Origin of the sequence: Propioniciclava sp., assembly GCF_036744435.1 — a bacterium.
Classification (GTDB): Bacteria; Actinomycetota; Actinomycetes; order Propionibacteriales; family Propionibacteriaceae; genus Propioniciclava.
On record NZ_DAIOIA010000003.1, the window covers coordinates 38,115 to 55,030 of the forward strand.

15 protein-coding genes and 1 CRISPR repeat array are annotated in these 16,916 nt (G+C 71.5%); of the genes, 10 read left to right on the top strand and 5 right to left on the bottom strand.

Translation table 11 applies throughout. The features are described 5' to 3' along the window. Window positions 1-4: 4 nt before the first annotated feature. Window positions 5-1,321 (top strand): hypothetical protein, encoded by a 1,317-nt coding sequence (locus V7E09_RS00915; protein ID WP_324522915.1) that lies wholly within the window; start codon window positions 5-7, stop codon window positions 1,319-1,321. 26 nt (window positions 1,322-1,347) lie between these two features. Beyond that, window positions 1,348-1,908 carry a 4'-phosphopantetheinyl transferase family protein gene (locus V7E09_RS00920; protein ID WP_324511494.1) on the top strand — a complete coding sequence of 187 codons (561 nt, stop codon included), beginning with the start codon at window positions 1,348-1,350 and terminating at the stop codon, window positions 1,906-1,908. Here V7E09_RS00920 and V7E09_RS00925 read toward each other — a convergent pair. Beyond that, complete coding sequence (locus V7E09_RS00925; protein ID WP_324511495.1) at window positions 1,892-2,545, bottom strand: hypothetical protein; 654 nt, start codon at window positions 2,543-2,545, stop codon at window positions 1,892-1,894. The genes V7E09_RS00920 and V7E09_RS00925 overlap by 17 nt on opposite strands. Before the next feature lie 48 nt (window positions 2,546-2,593). Next, complete coding sequence (locus V7E09_RS00930; protein ID WP_324511496.1) at window positions 2,594-3,595, bottom strand: HoxN/HupN/NixA family nickel/cobalt transporter; 1,002 nt, start codon at window positions 3,593-3,595, stop codon at window positions 2,594-2,596. Window positions 3,596-3,688: 93 nt separating this feature from the next. On the opposite strand from V7E09_RS00930, the gene V7E09_RS00935 reads away from it, so the two are divergent. Genes V7E09_RS00935 through V7E09_RS00945 form a run of 3 tightly spaced genes read left to right on the top strand, consistent with a single transcriptional unit; the run spans window position 3,689 to window position 5,588 of the window. Further along, the gene (locus V7E09_RS00935) at window positions 3,689-4,093 is read left to right on the top strand and encodes a GntR family transcriptional regulator (RefSeq protein ID WP_324511497.1); all 405 of its coding nucleotides are present in this window, start codon (window positions 3,689-3,691) and stop codon (window positions 4,091-4,093) included. Further along, entirely contained in the window at window positions 4,090-4,947 is an 858-nt protein-coding gene (locus V7E09_RS00940; protein ID WP_324511498.1) for an ABC transporter ATP-binding protein, read from the top strand. Before V7E09_RS00935 ends, V7E09_RS00940 begins: the two co-directional genes overlap by 4 nt. Beyond that, window positions 4,944-5,588: an ABC-2 transporter permease gene (locus V7E09_RS00945; RefSeq protein ID WP_324511499.1), complete on the top strand. Its 645-nt coding sequence runs from the start codon at window positions 4,944-4,946 to the stop codon at window positions 5,586-5,588. The genes V7E09_RS00940 and V7E09_RS00945 overlap by 4 nt, the downstream gene beginning before the upstream one ends. 16 nt (window positions 5,589-5,604) lie before the next feature. Here the strand turns inward: V7E09_RS00945 and V7E09_RS00950 are convergent, their stop codons facing one another. Continuing rightward, a complete protein-coding gene (locus V7E09_RS00950; RefSeq protein WP_324511500.1) occupies window positions 5,605-6,306 on the bottom strand; it encodes an aspartate/glutamate racemase family protein in 702 nt (233 codons plus the stop codon). A gap of 100 nt (window positions 6,307-6,406) precedes the next feature. Between V7E09_RS00950 and V7E09_RS00955 the strand changes: the two genes are divergently transcribed. The 5 genes from V7E09_RS00955 to V7E09_RS00975 all read left to right on the top strand — a co-directional run bounded on the left by V7E09_RS00955 (window position 6,407) and on the right by V7E09_RS00975 (window position 11,069). Further along, window positions 6,407-7,288, top strand: a complete 882-nt coding sequence (locus V7E09_RS00955) for a LysR substrate-binding domain-containing protein (protein ID WP_324511501.1) — start codon at window positions 6,407-6,409, stop codon at window positions 7,286-7,288. 120 nt (window positions 7,289-7,408) lie between these two features. Then, entirely contained in the window at window positions 7,409-8,791 is a 1,383-nt protein-coding gene (locus V7E09_RS00960; RefSeq protein ID WP_324511502.1) for a four-carbon acid sugar kinase family protein, read from the top strand. Then, window positions 8,784-9,818 (top strand): 4-hydroxythreonine-4-phosphate dehydrogenase PdxA, encoded by a 1,035-nt coding sequence (pdxA, locus tag V7E09_RS00965; protein WP_324511503.1) that lies wholly within the window; start codon window positions 8,784-8,786, stop codon window positions 9,816-9,818. The genes V7E09_RS00960 and pdxA overlap by 8 nt, the downstream gene beginning before the upstream one ends. 40 nt (window positions 9,819-9,858) lie before the next feature. Beyond that, entirely contained in the window at window positions 9,859-10,293 is a 435-nt protein-coding gene (locus tag V7E09_RS00970) for an RpiB/LacA/LacB family sugar-phosphate isomerase (RefSeq protein WP_324511504.1), read from the top strand. Between the two features lie 29 nt (window positions 10,294-10,322). Continuing rightward, a complete protein-coding gene (locus V7E09_RS00975; RefSeq protein WP_324522916.1) occupies window positions 10,323-11,069 on the top strand; it encodes a triose-phosphate isomerase family protein in 747 nt (248 codons plus the stop codon). A 258-nt stretch (window positions 11,070-11,327) separates the two neighbouring features. On the opposite strand, the gene V7E09_RS00980 is transcribed toward V7E09_RS00975, so the two are convergent. Further along, window positions 11,328-12,185: an HAD family hydrolase gene (locus V7E09_RS00980; RefSeq protein ID WP_324511506.1), complete on the bottom strand. Its 858-nt coding sequence runs from the start codon at window positions 12,183-12,185 to the stop codon at window positions 11,328-11,330. A gap of 9 nt (window positions 12,186-12,194) precedes the next feature. Then, window positions 12,195-13,061 (bottom strand): SMP-30/gluconolactonase/LRE family protein, encoded by an 867-nt coding sequence (locus V7E09_RS00985; RefSeq protein ID WP_324511507.1) that lies wholly within the window; start codon window positions 13,059-13,061, stop codon window positions 12,195-12,197. A gap of 97 nt (window positions 13,062-13,158) precedes the next feature. Beyond that, window positions 13,159-16,908: direct repeats of the CRISPR family, unit length 29 nt; unit sequence GGGCTCATCCCCGCGCTGGCGGGGACGAC. Window positions 16,909-16,916: the final 8 nt, after the last annotated feature.

Here is a 16,916-nt window from a genome sequence, read left to right on the forward strand (position 1 = left end):
GGCCGTGCCGCAGCGGGCCCGGTCGGCGGACCTCCCCCCGGCGCCGAGCCTCCCGCCGGACGTCCCCGCTCAGGGCGGCACCCTCACGCACGCGTGCGCCGCCGAGTCATCGCCCTCGCCCCCACCCCGCGCGACCCGCATCCGGGTCGCCGGGCTCGACCTGGCACGCGCGCTAGCGGTGCTGGGCATGATGACGGTGCATCTGACGCCCCTCGTGTCGGACGACGGGATGCGCCCCCTGGCGTGGATCGTCGCCTCGGGGAACTCGGCGGCGCTGTTCGCCGTCCTGGCCGGTGTCGGGGTGGGCCTGACCACCGGACGCAACCACCCCCCGAGCGGCCGCGCCTGGACCGGCGCGGCCCTCAACCTCGTGGTGCGGACCCTGTTCATCGGGACGCTCGGGTTGCTGCTGGGGTTCCTCGTGGACGCGGACCAGGCCAGCATCATCCTGCCCACCTATGCGGTGCTGTTCGTCATGCTCGTCCCGATCCTGCGGGCGAGCGCACGGTTCGACCTGGTCCTGGGCCTGCTGGCCGCCGTCGGTGCGCCGCTGGTCAGCCACGTCATCCGGCGAACCTGGGAGCTGCCAGGTTCCGCGGCGCTGGCGTCGAACCCGAACCTCACCCTGGTGGATCTCGCCGCGGACCCCGCCGGGAGCCTGGTCACCGTGATGCTCACCGGCACCTTCCCGGCGTTGACCTGGTTCGCGTACGCCTGCGTCGGGCTGGGGATCGGCCGCACCGCCATCGGACGCCGCCACGTCGCCGCCTCGCTCCTCGCGTTGGGGGCGGCCCTCGCCGCGTTCGCCTCCCTGGCGGGCTGGCTGCTTCTCGACGTGGTCGGTGGTCGCACGCAACTCGCCGCCGTGGCGTCGCGGAGCATGTCCCTGGAGGCCTACACCGACATCCTGGTGTGGGGGGCGGACGGCACCTTGCCGACGACGACCCGGTGGTGGAATGCGGTCCTGGCGCCCCACACCGGCACCCCGCTCGATCTGCTGTTCACCCTGGGCATCGCCTGCGGCGTGCTTGGCGCCTGCCTCATCGTCGGGCGCGTGGTCGCCCGTCCGCTGCGCCCGCTCACCACCCTCGGGTCGATGCCGCTGAGCGCGTACGTGGGGCACCTCCTCATGCTGCAGGTTCCGGTCCTGGCCGACGCCTCCTGGCTGTCGCTGCTGGTGCAGTTCGCGATCCTGCTGGTGGCGGCGGGGTTGTGGCGGCTGTGGTTCTCCAGGGGGCCGCTGGAGATGGTCCTGGGGGTCTTCACCTCGACGGTCAAGCGCTGGCTGCCGTCCGAACCACCCGCTCCGGCGCGCGGGTGAGGGCGCCGCGCTGCGATGTCTGGCTGGTGCGCGGCTCCCTGCGGGGGCGTCGCCTCCTGGATGCCGTCCTGGCACCCTCGTTCGTCGCTCCCGGCTGGGAGCTGGGGCGCCGGTGCGGGGTCTGCGGGGGGACCGATCATGGCAGGCCCGTGCTGCCGTGGCCGGGGGCGCCCTCGGTCTCCTTGTCGTACACGGACGGCTGGGGGGCGGTCGCGCTGGCCGGCGGCCCCGTCGGCGTCGACGTCGAACGCCGGTTCGGGCGGTCCGGACTGGAGGCCCTGGCCGAGTGGGTCTGGACTCCTGCGGAGCGCGTCCGGGCACGGGGGGTGCCCGACTGGTCGGGACGGCTCTACCGCGACTGGACGCGGAAGGAGGCCGTGCTTAAGGCGCACGGGGTCGGGCTGAGCGTCCCCATGTCGACGTTCGAGGGTGGTCGTCGCCTCGTCCGGGTCCCCGGGTTCCGGCCCCTGGCGGTGTTCGGGCTGGGCCGATGGTCGCCGCCGGGAGTGGTGGCCGCCGTCGCGGTCGCGCCCGGGGTCGAGGTGAGGGTACGGGTCGTGTCGGGCCCGGTCACACCTCGTCGATGACGAGGGATCCCTGGTAGCTGTCGATCAGGTGGCCGCCAGCAGGCTGGCGGGCGAGCCAGTAGGTGGGCCGGTTCTTCGCGTGGAGCCGCACGGGGCGTCCCTGGGCGGACATCTGCACGATGGCCCGGTAGCTGAACCGGACGGTGATCTCCTCGGTCGTGGCGTCATAGTCGACGGCCCCGCGTTCGATGGCCTGGGTCCGCAGCATCGTGTCCCGGCCCGGTTTGGTGACCTGGGCGCGGGGGCTCCAGCCGCTGAATTGCAGCACGTTGAGGTTGCCTCGGGCCGTCGAGTCGCCCTGGACGGCGAGGGCGGCTTGCTCCGTCCAGTACGGCTTGGCGGTCTCGCTGAGGTCATCGAGCACCGTTCGGGCGAGCTGGTCGGCGGTCGGCGGGTGCGCCGGGTCCATCAGGTCTTCCTGGAACTGGTGGGCGAGGGCGAAGTCGACGGCGAACCGCCAGGCCGCGGCAGCCTCGTCGGCGCCGACGGCGTCCACGACGGCCGCCGAGTAACTGGGCTCGCGTACCCAGCGGGCAGGCGTGACCGCATCCGGGTCGTAGACGGTGGCGCAGCCGGTCAGGGTGAGGGGGAGGAGCGCGGCGAGCAGCAGGCTGCCGAGCAGGCGAAGGCGTGGCATCGGGGTTTCCTTCAGGGCGGGGGTGTGCCGAGCAGGGCAATCCTCACTCTATCGCTTGAGGGGAGGGTGGGGCCCGGCGCGCCGGGCGAGGAACCGGAGCCAGCCCAGCCACAGGGCGCCGAGCGCGGCCAGGGCGGCGAGACCCCACCCGAACCAGGTGGTGTCGAACTCGGGCACGGCGATCCCGGTCCAGGCGCCGACCAGCCCGGTGAGCGTCGCGCCCGCCACGAGCACGGCCGAAGTGATGGAGACGATCAGCAGCGCGATGTTGAGCCGTCGCCGGGCCGAGGTCTCGGCCGCGGTGTAGACCCGCAGCATCACGTGAGCGTTGATGGAGTCGCCGAGGGTCATCGCCGCGGCGAACGCGAGCGGCAGGCACAGCAAGGCGACCGGGGGGACCCCGGCGAGCGAGGCCGACGCGGTGAGCATGAGCAGGGAGATTGTGGACGCGGTGTCGAAACCGAGCCCGAACAGCAGTCCGAAGGCGTACACGTGCCCCGCGTGGCGCACCCGCGACAGCGGCGTCATGAGCAGGCGGCCCCACCAGCCGGTCGGGGCCAGCGCGTGGGTGTGCCCCACCGCGTCCGCACCGCGCACGGCCGCCACCAGCAGCGGGGTGTTGGCGGCGGCGACGGCGAGCAGGTAGGCCGCGGAGACTCCCGCACCGATGCTGCCCAGGACGGTCGCGAGCTGGGTGTCCGGGTCGATCGCCTCCCTCACCCAGGCGGCGCCGAGCACCACGGCGACGCCGGCGGCCAGCACCACCGTCGAGTGGCCCAGGGAGAACGCTAGCCCGACCCCGGCCGGATTACGCTGCTCGCCGAGCAGTTTGCGCGTGGAACCGTCGATCATCGCCAGGTGGTCGGCGTCCAGGGCGTGGAGCAGCCCCCGGCTGTAGGCGAACGCGATCATCGCCAGTCCGGCGGTGCCCAGGAGGTGACCGCCGAGGAACAGTGTCAGCGCAGCCACGTGCAGGGCGGCCACGGCGGCGACGTTCCAGCGGACCACCCGGCGGATCGCGGGGGCTGCGGGCCTGGCGGGGGTGGTCATGGCGGCACCCTAGCCGTGGCGGGGTTGCGAGCGGGCGGGGGCGTCGCGGAGCGGACCTGACTCAGGAGCAGCAGCGTTGACCCAACTGTATATATGCAATATATTCAGTATGTGCACATCGTCTTGTCCACCACATCGGGAACCCCGATGTACGAGCAGATCAAGGATCAGGTCCGCAGCGCCGTCTACGGCGGCGCCCTGACTCCCGGTCAGCCGCTTCCCTCCCAACGCGAACTCGCCCGCGACCTGCAGGTGAGCCTGATCACCGTCACCCGCGCCTACAACGACCTGGTGGCCGAAGGGATCATCGGCGCACGACAGGGCCGCGGCACCGTGGTGCTCGACGTCGACCCGCACCGGGTCCGCGCTCACCTCGACGACCGCATCGACCAGTCCCTGCGCGCGGCCATCATCGCTGCACGGCTGGGGGACCGCCCGATCGACGATCTGACTCAACGACTGTCCCGCCTCTGGGACGAGGAGCAACCACACCCATGACCACGCCCGTCGCCGCGCAACTGCGCGGCCTTGTCAAAGACCGAGGTCGCTTCCGGCTCGGCCCCGTGGATCTCACGCTGCCGTACGGCTACGTCACGGCGCTGCTCGGGGCCAACGGCTCCGGCAAGACCACGTTGATCAAGATCCTGCTGGGCCTCATCGCGCCCGCCGGCGGCGACGTCACGATCCTCGGGGCCGATCCGCAAACCCTGCCTGCGGGCGTCCGCGCGGTGCTGGACACCTCCTACTTCGTGCCCGATTGGCGGGTCGGGGAGGCCCTGCGCGCGCTGCGCACCACCGCGGAAGCCTGGGACGACGCGCTGGCGCGCCAGCTCGTGGAGCGCTTCGAGCTCCCCTGGAGCGGCCGGATCAAGGAGCTCTCGCGTGGGGAGGCGAGCAAGCTCAAGCTCACCGTCGCGTTGGCCGCGTGTCCACAGTTGCTGGTCCTCGACGAGCCGACCAGCGGTCTCGACCCGCTGGCCCGCGAGCAGGTGCTCCAGGTCATCCGGGAGTTCATGGTGGACCCCGAGCGCTCGGTGCTGTTCTCCACCCACATCCCCTCCGACCTGCCAGGGCTGGCCGATCAGGTCGTGGCCCTGCGGCAAGGGCAGGTCGTGCTCGACCGGCCCATGGACCAGCTCACCGAGGACTTCTTCGCGGTGAGGGGCGTGCGCGAGGAGCTGGATCGCCTGCCCGACGTCCTGATCGGCGTACGCCGCACGGCCACCAACTTCACCGCCCTCGTGGCGGCGGACCAGACCGCAGGCCTGCCGCCGAGCGTGCTCGTCGAGGCGGCCGACGTCGACGACGTCGCCAAAGCCCTCGCCGTCCCCGTGGAAGGAATCGACCTGTGAACACCCTCGGTTTCATGGCGCTGGACGCCCGCTCGGTGCGTCCCTACACGCTCCCCCTGATCGGGGCGGCCGTGCTCGGCGTGGCGGTCGGGCAACTGGGCAGTGCCGGGTACCCCACCGCCACGCTGTCGATCGCGGCGGTCATCGTCACGATGCTGGTCAGTTCGTACCTGTTCTCCCTGGACGAGCGCTCCGGCCTCGACACGCTGTATGGGCTGGTGCGCCTCACGCGGGCCCAGGTGGTGATCGGTCGTTATGCGACGCTCCTGACCGCGGCACTGGTGAGCACGCTGCTCGGCGTCCTGGCCTACCCGCTGGCCGCCTGGCGCGCGGGGGCCGACGCCTGGGCGGGGCTGCCCGAGGCCGCCCTCGGGGTCTGGTGCGGCGTCGGATGGATGATCGCCATCCAGGCGCCGGTGTGCTTCCGAAGCGGCTACACCAAGGCGCGCTTCATCCTGTTGGTGCTCGCCTTGGCCATGTTCTGCGTCGTCATGGGCGGCGCCTCGATCCTGCAGTTCTCGGTCGCCACGCAGTCCGGTCTGCCGGGCTGGGGACTCCCGGCGCTGGTGCTCGCCACCGCGGCCGCGCTGGTCGGCTCGGGTGCGCTGTCGATCCGCTGGTACCGGCGCCGCGACCTGTGAGTTGGCGCGGCGCCCGTCAGGCGCTGACGGGCTCCAGGCAGACCTCCGCGGCCGCCAGGGCGTGCGTGGCCATGGAGTCCAGGACGGGCAACGGCGAGTCGGACGGGGAGATGAGGAGTTCGATCTCCGTGCAGGCCAAGACGACGGCTTGGGCCCCCCGGGCGGCCAGCTTCTCGATCTCGGCGACGAACATCGCGCGGCTGGCGTCGGTGACGACACCCTGGGTGAGCTCGTCGAAGATGATCGCGTCGAGCGCGTCGTGCCGTTCCGGGTCCGGGGTGAGGGCCGTGATGCCGAACCCGGCCAGCCGGTCGGCGTAGAAGCTCTCGCCCATCACCCACTTGGTGCCCAGCACGGCGAGCCGGTCGTAGCCGTTGCGCCGCGCGGCCGCGCCGACGGCGTCGGCGATGTGCAGCAGCGGGACGTCCAGTGCGGCCGTCACGGCCGGAGCGACCTTGTGCATCAGGTTGGTGCCGATCAGCACGGTGTCGGCCCCCGCGTCCTGCAGCCGCCGTCCGGACGCCGCCAGCATGGCCCCCGCAGCCTCCCAGTCCTCGGCGAGCTGGCAGGCGCGCACGGCGTCGAAGTCGAGCGAGTCAATCAGGATGCGGGCGCTGTGGTGGCCGCCCAGCACCTCCTGAACCCGGGCGTTGATGATCCGGTAGTAGTTGATCGTCGAGTACCAGCTCATTCCGCCGATGATGCCGATGGTCTGCATGGCGTTCTTCTCCTCTGCGTCGCTCGGGAACGATCCTGGTCGTGCTCCTCAGATGCCGGAAGACCGAGAAACTCACCCGGGCATAAGCAACACTTATGGCATGGACGCACGTCGGCTGCTGTTGTTCCGGGTGATCGCCCGGGCAGGCTCGTTCTCCGCGGGAGCGCGGGAACTCGGCTGGACCCAGCCCGCGGTGAGCCAGCACATGTCCCGGCTCGAACGCGAGATCGGCACGCCGGTGTTCCGCCGCACCACCCAGGGCGTCACGCTCACCGACGCCGGTCAGACGCTGCTGAGGCGGGCCGACGAGGTGGCGGCCCTCCTGGCCGCAGCCGAGTCGGAGATGGTCGACTTCACCCTCGCCGGCGCGGGCCGGGTCCGGCTGGTCGCGTTCCCGTCCGCGCTGGCCACGGTGGTGCCGCGCGCGCTCGCCGCACTGGAGCACAGCCACCCGGGCGTCGCGGTCGAACTCAGCGAGGCGGAGCCTCCCGAGGCGATCGAGGCGCTGCGTGCCGGTACCGCGGACCTCGCGCTCACGTTCCGCTACGAGCACGAGGACGCCGCGCCCGGGCTGGTCGGCGTCCCGCTCGCGGTCGAGGCCGTCCGGCTCGTGGTGCCCGCCCGCGGCGACGCCGCGGGGCCGGATGCCGTTCACGATCTGCGGGATCTGCGGGAGGCCGTGTGGGCGGCGGGGTGCCCCCGCTGCCGCGCCCACCTGCTGCGGATCTGCGCGTCGGCCGGGTTCACCCCGCGCATCCATCACACCACCGACGACTACGTCGTCGTCCAAGCCCTCGTCGCCCAGGGGCTGGCCGTTGCGGCCCTGCCCGCATCCTCGCTGGACGCCCACGCGCACCCCGGCGTCACGGCCGTGGACGTTCCCGGGCTGGGGGCGCGCACCATCGAGGCGGTCGCGCTTCCGGGCATCGCCCGGGTCCCCTCCTGCGCGGCCCTGCTGGCGGCGCTATCGGCCGTGGCCTGAGGTGTCGGGGGCGCTTGCCCGGGCGGTGGGCGCGGGTGTCGGGGGCGCTTGCCCGGGCGGTGGGCGCGGGTGCCGGGCGGCTCCGTGGCGCCCCGTCCGTCAGGCCACCCCCTGTGGGTGATGCCGCGGCGCGGGGGTTGCTTCGACAATGCAGTTGTCGCCGACGACCTGACCGGTGCGACCACCGTCGGTGCGCTGCTGGCCCGCATCGGGGTGCAGCCCACCGTCATCCTGGACCACCACCAGCTCGCCGAGGTCGCGAACCCCGACGATGAGGTCATCATCGTCAGCACGGACTCGCGGCCGATGCCACCGGAGGTCGCCTTCGGGCGCGTCCACACCGCCTCAGGGGTTCTGCGGGATCTGGGTGCCCAGCACTTCAGCAAGCGGATCGACACCACCTGCCGCGGCTGCATCGGCGCCGAGACCGAAGGGATGATGACCGCCGTCGGGGACGATGCCGTGGCGGTCATCGTCCCGGCGATGCCGCAGTCCAACCGGGTGGTGGCGGGCGGCTACTCGCTGATCAACTCGGTGCTGCTGTCCCGCACCGATGTGGCCCGCGACATCCGCACCCCGGTGACCGAATCGCACCTGCCGACGTTGTTCCGCAGCCAGTTCTCGGTCCCGGTCGCGCACGTCGACCTGACCGACGTGGTCGGTGGCGCCGACCAGGTCGCCGCCCGGCTGACCGAGCTGCGGGCCGCCGGCAACGCGGCGTTCCTCGTGGACGCCGTCAGCCTGGACGACATCGACACCATCGCTCAGGCCGTCGTCGGGCTCGGATGGGAGGTCGTCACCGTTGATCCGGGGCCGTTCACCGTCGCTGTGGCGGTGGCGTCCGGGGTGATCGAGCGCCGCCCCACCCGGGAGCGGACGCTGCGCAGCGAGCCCTCCGCGGACGACCTCGGCACGGTGCTGGTCGTCGCGGGCAGCGCGTCGGGGGTCACCCACGACCAGATCTCTTTGCTGCTGCAGCAGGAGGGCTCCCTGGAACTCGCCGCGGACGTCCTCGCCCTCACCAACCAGGACGCGGCCATCGTCCAGGCGGAGATGGTCCGGGTCGTGGAGGCCGCACGCGCGGGCGCCGCCGCGGGAGCCCGGGTCGCCGTGCTGACGCTGGATTCGGTCGTCAGCGGCGTCAAGACGGACGCGCACGCCCTGGAGGACGCCAGCGGTCGTCCCGCCGCCGACGTGTCCAACCTGCTCAAGGTGCGGCTGGGCACCCTGGCCCGGCGGGTGGCCGACGCGATCGGCGTCGGACGCCTGGCCGGGATGTATCTCACCGGCGGCGACATCATGGTCGCCTCCTGCCAGGCGCTGGGCGCCCAGGGGCTGAAGCTCGTGGACTACGTCCAGCCCCAGATCGATCAGGCGACCATCGTGGGCGGGCCGTTCGACGGCGTCCCCGTGGTCTGCAAGGGCGGGCTCACCGGAACCGCCGACATCGCCGTGTTGTCCGTCAACCGACTCTTCGACGAAAGGTACCTCTCTCATGTCTAAGAACACCCGCAAGCCGATCATGGCGGTCACGATGGGCGACCCCGCGGGGATCGGCCCCGAGATCGTTTTGGAGACGATGCAGAGCGAGCAGATCTACGACATCTGCAACCCGTTCCTGATCGGCCACCGCGACAGCCTGGAGATCGCCGCGAAGCTGCGCGGGGTCACCGACCTGAACATCAACCTGATCAGCGAGCCGGAGGAGGCGCTGTTCCAGCACGGCACCATCGACCTGCTGCAGACCGACGTCGCCAACGACGCCGTGATCGAGTTCGGCACCATCCAAAAGGACGCCGCGCTGCGGGCCTACTCCTACCTGGTGAAGTCGATCGAACTCGGCAAGCAGGGCCGGATCGACGCGGTCTCCACGGCCCCGATCAACAAGGCGGCGCTGGCGCTGGCCGAGGTGCCGCACATCGGCCACACGGAGATCTACCAGGCGCTCACCGAGTCCGACCACGCGCTGACCATGTTCAACGTCCACAAGCTGCGGGTGTTCTTCCTGTCGCGGCACGTGTCGCTGCGGCAGGCCTGCGACCTGGTGACGCGCGAGCGGATCCTCGACTACCTCACCACCATCGACGCCGAACTGCGCGGCATCGGGTTCGAGAATCCCTCCATCGGCGTCGCCGCGCTCAACCCGCACGTCGGTGAGGGCGGCATGTTCGGCACCGAGGAGATCGAGCACATCGCCCCGGCCGTCCGCGACGCGCAGGCCCAGGGCATCAACGCGCACGGCCCCGACTCGGCCGACGCGATCTTCGCCTTCAACCTGGACGGGCACTACGACTGCATCCCGTCGCTGTACCACGACCAGGGCCACATCGCCTGCAAGACCTACGACTTCCCCAACGCCGTCACGATCACGCTGGGGTTGCCCTTCATGCGCAGCTCCGTCGACCACGGCACCGCCTTCGACATCGCCGGCAAGGGCATCGCGCAGGGCGAAAGCATGATCGAGGCCACCCGCGTGGCCGCCCTGTACTCCCAGATGCAGCTCGACCACCGCGAACGCGTCGGCGCGTGAGGACCCTGACCCACTCGACCCCGGATCTGGAGGATCTGCGATGAAGCTCGCTTTCGGCTGCGACCCGAACGCCTATGAGATGAAGGACGCCCTCATCGAGGAGGCGAAAGCCCTCGGCCACGAGGTCGTCGACTTTCCCTCCGAGGACCCGATCTACGCCAACGTGGCCGTCCAGGTCGCCGAGTACGTCGTCGACGGGCACGCCGACCGTGGCGTGCTGGTGTGCGGCACGGGCATCGGGGTCTCGATTGCCGCCAACAAGGTGCGCGGCGCGTACTGCGCCTGCGTCACCGACGTGTACCAGGCCCAGCGGGCCACGCTCAGCAACAACGCGAATCTCATCTCGATGGGATCGCAGGTGCTCGGGGTGGAGACCGCCAAGGTGCTGCTGGGGGAGTACCTGGGCCACGAGTTCGACGCCGGATCGCGCAGCGCACCCAAGGTGGCGCGCATCCGCGAGTTCGAGGCCCAGTAGGGGTCCGGCGGACGAGGGGGTGGGGAACGATGGCCGTCGTCGCGGTGAGTTTGAAGATGTACTTCGATCGGGCTCGGACGCTCGACTACTGCCGTGAGGTTGCCGCCCGGGTCGGTCCTGTGGTGGGGCCCGCCCTGGGCGTCGAGGCGGTCGTGCTGCCCGACCACCTCAGCCTGGCCGCGGCCGCGGAGGCGCTTCTCCCGGCCGGGGTGGTCCTGGGCGCGCAGGATCTGTGCGCCCAGGATCGGGGCCCCTACACCGGCGAGGTGTCCGGCGCGGACCTGGCCGATCTCGGCGTCCGCGTCGTCGAGGTCGGGCATGCGGAGCGCCGCTCCCTGTTCGGGGAATCGGACGCGGTGGTCGCTGCCAAGACCACCGCGGCCGTCCGAAACCGGCTGGTGCCGCTGCTGTGCGTGGGGGAGCCGACTCCGGGCCCCGCGTCCGAGGCTGCCGACTTCTGCGTCGCCCAACTCGGTTCTGCGGTCGCGGAGTTGGACCCCGCCGACACGGTGTGGGTCGCCTACGAGCCGGTGTGGGCGATCGGGGCACCGCGTCCCGCCCCGGCGGAGCATGTGATCGAGGTCTGCCGGGCCCTGGGCCGGGCAGTTGCGGATCGCCGGGACGCCCGCGTCCTGTACGGCGGCTCGGCGGGTCCGGGGCTGCTGACCGAGTTGTGGCCTGCCGTCGATGGGGTGTTCCTGGGCGGTTCGCCCATGAGGTGGACGCCCTGGTCTCGGTGGTGCAGGAAGCGGCCGCGCTCCAAGCCTGAATCCTGATCAGTCGCGGGACGCTGGGCGTCCCGGCCGGTCCCGCCGAGGACTGAGCCCCAGCCCGCCGAGGACTGAGGCTGGGGCCGCGAGGACTCAGGACGCCTCCCTCGCCGACACGGCAGGTGCCGCCCCTGCTCCTCCCGGTCTCATATCCGGCGCTCGCTGTGAGCTTCGTGTCGTGCCTCCACGCTAGCGACCCGGCCTATGCCTTGGCTGTGTCACTCCCGTGCGGACGCCATGGACGCCCCCCCCGACCGGACGCGGCTAGGTGCTGACGATCAGACCCAACCGTCGGAAGGCGCGGGCGAGCCCGTCCTCCTCGACGCGGTCGGTGACCAGGTCGGCGGCCGCCTTCACGTCGTCGGGTGCGTTACCCATCGCCACCCCGATGCCGCACACGGCGATCATCTCCAGGTCGCTGCGGGCATCCCCGACGCCGATCATCTCGCCGACCGGCACGCCCAGGTGCGCCGCCAGCGTGATGATCGCCGCCCCCTTGTGGACGCCGAGTTGACCGAACTCGCCGAACTCCGGTCCGGCCCCGGTGGCGCTCCACGTGTCAACGCCGGCGCGGCCCGCGAACCGGACGGCCAAGGCGTCCACGTCGAGACCTGGACGCAGTGCGAAACTGATCTTGTTCACATCGTCGGGCAGGTCGTCCGCGAGGGGCAGCAGATCGGGGAACGCGTCAGCGACGAACCGCTCGCCCTCCGCCCCCGGACGCCCGATCGCGGCGGCGGCCCGCTCCAGCAACTGCGGGCTCCCATACAAGCCCGAGTTGCATTCGAGGTAGTAGCCGAGGTCCTCGGCGTCCAGCCAGCCGACGGCCTCGGCCACCACCTCGGGCGCCATGACCTGATGCTGGACGACCTGTCCGGCGTCCTCGATGTAGCTGCCGTTGCCGCCGATCAGCCCGTCGACGCCCAGATCCCACAGATGCGGGTAGATCTCGGCGCGGCTGCGGCCGGTGCACAGGTAGACCCGATGGCCGGACGCACGGGCCTCCCGCACCGCCGCCGCGGCGCTCGCCGGGAGGATCAGGTCATAGGTGACCAGCGTCCCGTCGATGTCGAGCAAGACAACCCTGGGTGAGGCGGCGGGCGCGGGTGCGGTGTTCGTCATGGGGACTCTTCAGCGGGGCGAAGCGAGCAGGGGGCCGGTCGTGCCGGAAGGGACCAACAAGATCAGGCCGTCGAGTTCGTGTGCCAGCGCCGGATCCCCCGGATCAGCCGTCGTGATCGCCAGCGTGGAACGGTCCGACCCAGCGAACGCGACGCTCGTCGGCCGAGCGACGGGGACCTCCAGCACCCGGTCGACCCGGCCGTCGGGGGAGTAACGCACCACCTTGCCGCCGTTCCACTTCGCCGACCAGACGCAGCCCTCATCGTCCACGGACAGCCCATCGGGGAAGTAGCCCTCCGGATCCCGGGTGAAGACGCGCCGACCGCTGATCGCCCCCAGGCTCGGGTCATAGTCGAACGCCCAGATGACGCGGGCGGGCGAATCCGCGTAGTACATCGTCGTCCCCACAGGTGACCAGCCGAGCCCGTTGGAGGTGATGACGCCACCCATCTGCTCGGAAGCGCCCGCGGCGTCCAGGCGGAACAAAGATGACACGGGGGCGCTTTCGTCGTAGGTCATCGTCCCGAACCACAGCCGGCCGGCGGGATCGGTCTTGCCGTCGTTGATCCGCTGGACGTCCGGGTCGTGCGATGCCACCCAGCGCTGCGTCCAGGCGTCGGCCGACGTCGAGTGATGCCAGACGCCGTCCGGCAGCCCGACCACGAACCCGTCGCCGTCCGGGATCGCAAAGCCGGGCTGCCCCGGCGTCGCAAAACCCGACGCGTCCGAGCCGTCCAAGAGCGCGCGATGGACGCGCAACCCGAAAATGTCGACCCACGACAACGCCGTCCCGTCCCACCAGGGCGACTCCCCGAGCCGATTGCGGAACCCGACGTTGAGCACGTCAGGCGCCGGATGCACCGTCCTCGCTGTCATGGAATCGACCCTAGACCCGTCAATCGCCCCTCTGCCCGGCGAGTCGTCCCCGCGCTGGCGGGGACGCGCCGTGTGCTGGCGGTGGCGGGCTGGCTGCCGGCTCATCCCCGAGCTGGCGGGGACGACTACCTCACCGGACGGAACCGGCTCATCCGGGAGGGCTCATCCCCGCGCTGGCGGGGACCACGCTCTTCCTCGTCGGGTCGATCACCCAGGCGGCGGCTCATCCCCGTGCTGGCGGGGACGACGTCCTGGTCTCCATCAGGCCCCCTTCGTGGTGAGGCTCATCCCCGCGCTGGCGGGGACGACCCGGCGAAGCTGGCCGAGTGGAACGGAGCCCGGGCTCATCCCCGCGCTGGCGGGGACGACTCCGGGGGAACCAGCCGCAGTAGCGCCGGATCGGGCTCATCCCCGCGCTGGCGGGGACGACTCCCGCCGGACATGACGCCGGTGGTCGCGAAGGGACTCATCCCCGCGCTGGCGGGGACGACGTAGATCGTCTGCCGCTGCATCAGATCTCCCCCGGCTCATCCCCGCGCTGGTGGGGACGACCATCCCCGCGGCCGCCAGCCGGTCGGCCTCGCGGGCTCATCCCCGCGCTGGCGGGGACGACCTCGCGACCGAGGAGAAGCAGTCCGGGAATACGGGCTCATCCCCGCGCTGGCGGGGACGACACGTTCCGTGAGACCGGGAGCGAGCTGTTCCCGGGCTCATCCCCGCGCTGGCGGGGACGACGACGTCTTCGTCTCGGTGAGCCGGTTCCACTTCGGCTCATCCCCGCGCTGGCGGGGACGACGTTTCGCTGACCGTGTGGCTGTGATGACGATGAGGCTCATCCCCGCGCTGGCGGGGACGACTCATTGAATTCATTCTTGGTGAGGCCGACATCGGGCTCATCCCCGCGCTGGCGGGGACGACAGCCGATCCGATCCCGAGGGCTTCGGCTTCACCGGCTCTTCCCCGCGCTGGCGGGGACGACAGGGCCTTGGAGTCGACGCGACGGGTGGTCCGGGGCTCATTCCCGCGCTGGCGGGGACGACCGTGCTCGCCTAGCTCTCGCCGCCGGCCGCGAGGGCTCATCCCCGCGCTGGCGGGGACGACCCCGACCCGCATCTGCCCGACCGGTCCCGGCCAGGCTCATCCCCGCGCTGGCGGGGACGACATCACCGGCGGGACCCTCGCCGAGCGGATCGGCGGCTCATCCCCGCGCTGGCGGGGACGACCGATTCCCACACGGTCCCGCACACGCTGCCGGGGGCTCATCCCCGCGCTGGCGGGGACGACAGGGTGGTGGGGAGCCCGAGGCCCTTAGCCAGGGGCTCATCCCCGCGCTGGCGGGGACGACGAGCGGGCCGACGAGGTCACGCGGGTCAACATGGGCTCATCCCCGCGCTGGCGGGGACGACTCGGCGTCTGAGTCGGCGCAGGGCATCGAGGAGGGCTCATCCCCGCGCTGGCGGGGACGACAAGTCCGGGGAGATCATCGAGTGGCCGAAGGCGGGCTCATCCCCGCGCTGGCGGGGACGACTGCTGCGGGATCAAGTCCATCCCCGGGCCGCCGGGCTCATCCCCGCGCTGGCGGGGACGACCTCGACGGTCTCGTCGTCGTTGAAGGCCGTGTGGGCTCATCCCCGCGCTGGCGGGGACGACCCCGCGAGGCGATCCCCGCGAGCGTGTGTGGTGGGCTCATCCCCGCGCTGGCGGGGACGACCTGCTCCGATCTGTTTGGCGAGGGCGGCTTGGGGGCTCATCCCCGCGCTGGCGGGGACGACCGTCTCGGTGCCGTACAGGTAGCCGAGCTGGAGGGCTCATCCCCGCGCTGGCGGGGACGACTATGAGGCGCGGGACGGGTCCCGTCGCACTGTCGGCTCATCCCCGCGCTGGCGGGGACGACGTCTTCGCCATGTCGGCGGCGTAGCCCTGCTGGGGCTCATCCCCGCGCTGGCGGGGACGACCAGGTCAGCCAGGTAGCGCTCCACGTTGGGTGCGGCTCATCCCCGCGCTGGCGGGGACGACCACGACGGCTACCTCTCCGGCCTCTCGGTCGGCGGCTCATCCCCGCGCTGGCGGGGACGACTTGGCCTTGATCGCCGAGTCAGTCAGGAGCACGGGCTCATCCCCGCGCTGGCGGGGACGACTCGCCGAAGCTGGACAGCGCCGGGATCATGTCGGGCTCATCCCCGCGCTGGCGGGGACGACTGGTAGGTGAAGGTCCCGCTATACCAGGTGCTGGGCTCATCCCCGCGCTGGCGGGGACGACCGAGTCGGCAGGTAAGGGCGCCGCCCTCGGCGGGGCTCATCCCCGCGCTGGCGGGGACGACGCCCTCCACGTCGCCCCGGTGTGGGATGACGAGGGCTCATCCCCGCGCTGGCGGGGACGACGCCATCGACGCGCAGCTTGAGCCGCTCGTAGAGGGCTCATCCCCGCGCTGGCGGGGACGACCGTGAGGTCAACGGCTTCCCGGAGCAAAACGCGGGCTCATCCCCGCGCTGGCGGGGACGACCCATGTCCATGTGTCCGTGTTCGACGAGGGCGGGGCTCATCCCCGCGCTGGCGGGGACGACCAGAGCGATGTGGCGCTCAGTGCTACCAATCCGGGCTCATCCCCGCGCTGGCGGGGACGACCGGCCAAGCCCCCCTTCTTCGATCGCCTGCACGGGCTCATCCCCGCGCTGGCGGGGACGACACCATGACGCGGTAACGATGGGTAACCGCATTGGGCTCATCCCCGCGCTGGCGGGGACGACACCATCTCGGGAACCGCCATCACCTACCCGGTGGGCTCATCCCCGCGCTGGCGGGGACGACGACAGCTACGGCGAGGCGGTGGTCAAGGGCGCGGGCTCATCCCCGCGCTGGCGGGGACGACTCGATCGTTTCGTCGATCGTCGGGCTGCCCCAGGGCTCATCCCCGCGCTGGCGGGGACGACTGGGACCGCTCCGGCTGGGTTCTGTCGAACCCGGGCTCATCCCCGCGCTGGCGGGGACGACGGATCCTGCCGTGCAACCGCGATCTTCGAGATGGGCTCATCCCCGCGCTGGCGGGGACGACAAGGTGTCGGCACGGTTCCTGTACCAGGACTCGGGCTCATCCCCGCGCTGGCGGGGACGACGGGAGCGCGTGCAGGGGAAGCTCGGCGAAGTCGGGCTCATCCCCGCGCTGGCGGGGACGACAAGACCTGGTACCGCGTGATGATGGCCTCGCGGGGCTCATCCCCGCGCTGGCGGGGACGACAGTGACCAAGGACACTGCGGGGATCTGGGTTCGGGCTCATCCCCGCGCTGGCGGGGACGACCTCGTGGTCCAAGCCCCGGGCAACGCCAAGAAGGGCTCATCCCCGCGCTGGCGGGGACGACCGGATCAAGGCCGCTGACGAGGCGAACGCCTCGGGCTCATCCCCGCGCTGGCGGGGACGACTCGGTGCCCTCCACGTAAAACATCCACGACCCGGGCTCATCCCCGCGCTGGCGGGGACGACGGCCGGCAGCCGAAGCTGCCGACCCCCTCTGGGTGGCTCATCCCCGCGCTGGCGGGGACGACCACTTCAGCTCCTTTCATCGGACCTTGACAATGGGCTCATCCCCGCGCTGGCGGGGACGACGAGAACGCCTTCTGGAACAAGGCCTACAAGGTGGGCTCATCCCCGCGCTGGCGGGGACGACTTGTTCGGGCGTGAGCCGACCGTGCCGATGTTGGGCTCATCCCCGCGCTGGCGGGGACGACAACATCGGCACGACCATTTATATCGACCAGTGGGGCTCATCCCCGCGCTGGCGGGGACGACTTGACCTTCATCGAGGTCCTCTCCTTTCACCAGGGCTCATCCCCGCGCTGGCGGGGACGACCTTGTCCG

What these genes read in the sequence shown, in the direction of transcription:
- V7E09_RS00925 (WP_324511495.1), bottom strand. Translation starts at nt 2,545, where the DNA reads ATGCCACGCCTTCGCCTGCTCGGCAGCCTGCTGCTCGCCGCGCTCCTC.
- V7E09_RS00930 (WP_324511496.1), bottom strand. Translation starts at nt 3,595, where the DNA reads ATGACCACCCCCGCCAGGCCCGCAGCCCCCGCGATCCGCCGGGTGGTC.
- V7E09_RS00935 (WP_324511497.1), top strand. Translation starts at nt 3,689, where the DNA reads ATGCAATATATTCAGTATGTGCACATCGTCTTGTCCACCACATCGGGA.
- V7E09_RS00940 (WP_324511498.1), top strand. Translation starts at nt 4,090, where the DNA reads ATGACCACGCCCGTCGCCGCGCAACTGCGCGGCCTTGTCAAAGACCGA.
- V7E09_RS00950 (WP_324511500.1), bottom strand. Translation starts at nt 6,306, where the DNA reads ATGCAGACCATCGGCATCATCGGCGGAATGAGCTGGTACTCGACGATC.
- V7E09_RS00955 (WP_324511501.1), top strand. Translation starts at nt 6,407, where the DNA reads ATGGACGCACGTCGGCTGCTGTTGTTCCGGGTGATCGCCCGGGCAGGC.
- V7E09_RS00960 (WP_324511502.1), top strand. Translation starts at nt 7,409, where the DNA reads ATGCCGCGGCGCGGGGGTTGCTTCGACAATGCAGTTGTCGCCGACGAC.
- pdxA (WP_324511503.1), top strand. Translation starts at nt 8,784, where the DNA reads ATGTCTAAGAACACCCGCAAGCCGATCATGGCGGTCACGATGGGCGAC.
- V7E09_RS00970 (WP_324511504.1), top strand. Translation starts at nt 9,859, where the DNA reads ATGAAGCTCGCTTTCGGCTGCGACCCGAACGCCTATGAGATGAAGGAC.
- V7E09_RS00975 (WP_324522916.1), top strand. Translation starts at nt 10,323, where the DNA reads ATGGCCGTCGTCGCGGTGAGTTTGAAGATGTACTTCGATCGGGCTCGG.
- V7E09_RS00980 (WP_324511506.1), bottom strand. Translation starts at nt 12,185, where the DNA reads ATGACGAACACCGCACCCGCGCCCGCCGCCTCACCCAGGGTTGTCTTG.
- V7E09_RS00985 (WP_324511507.1), bottom strand. Translation starts at nt 13,061, where the DNA reads ATGACAGCGAGGACGGTGCATCCGGCGCCTGACGTGCTCAACGTCGGG.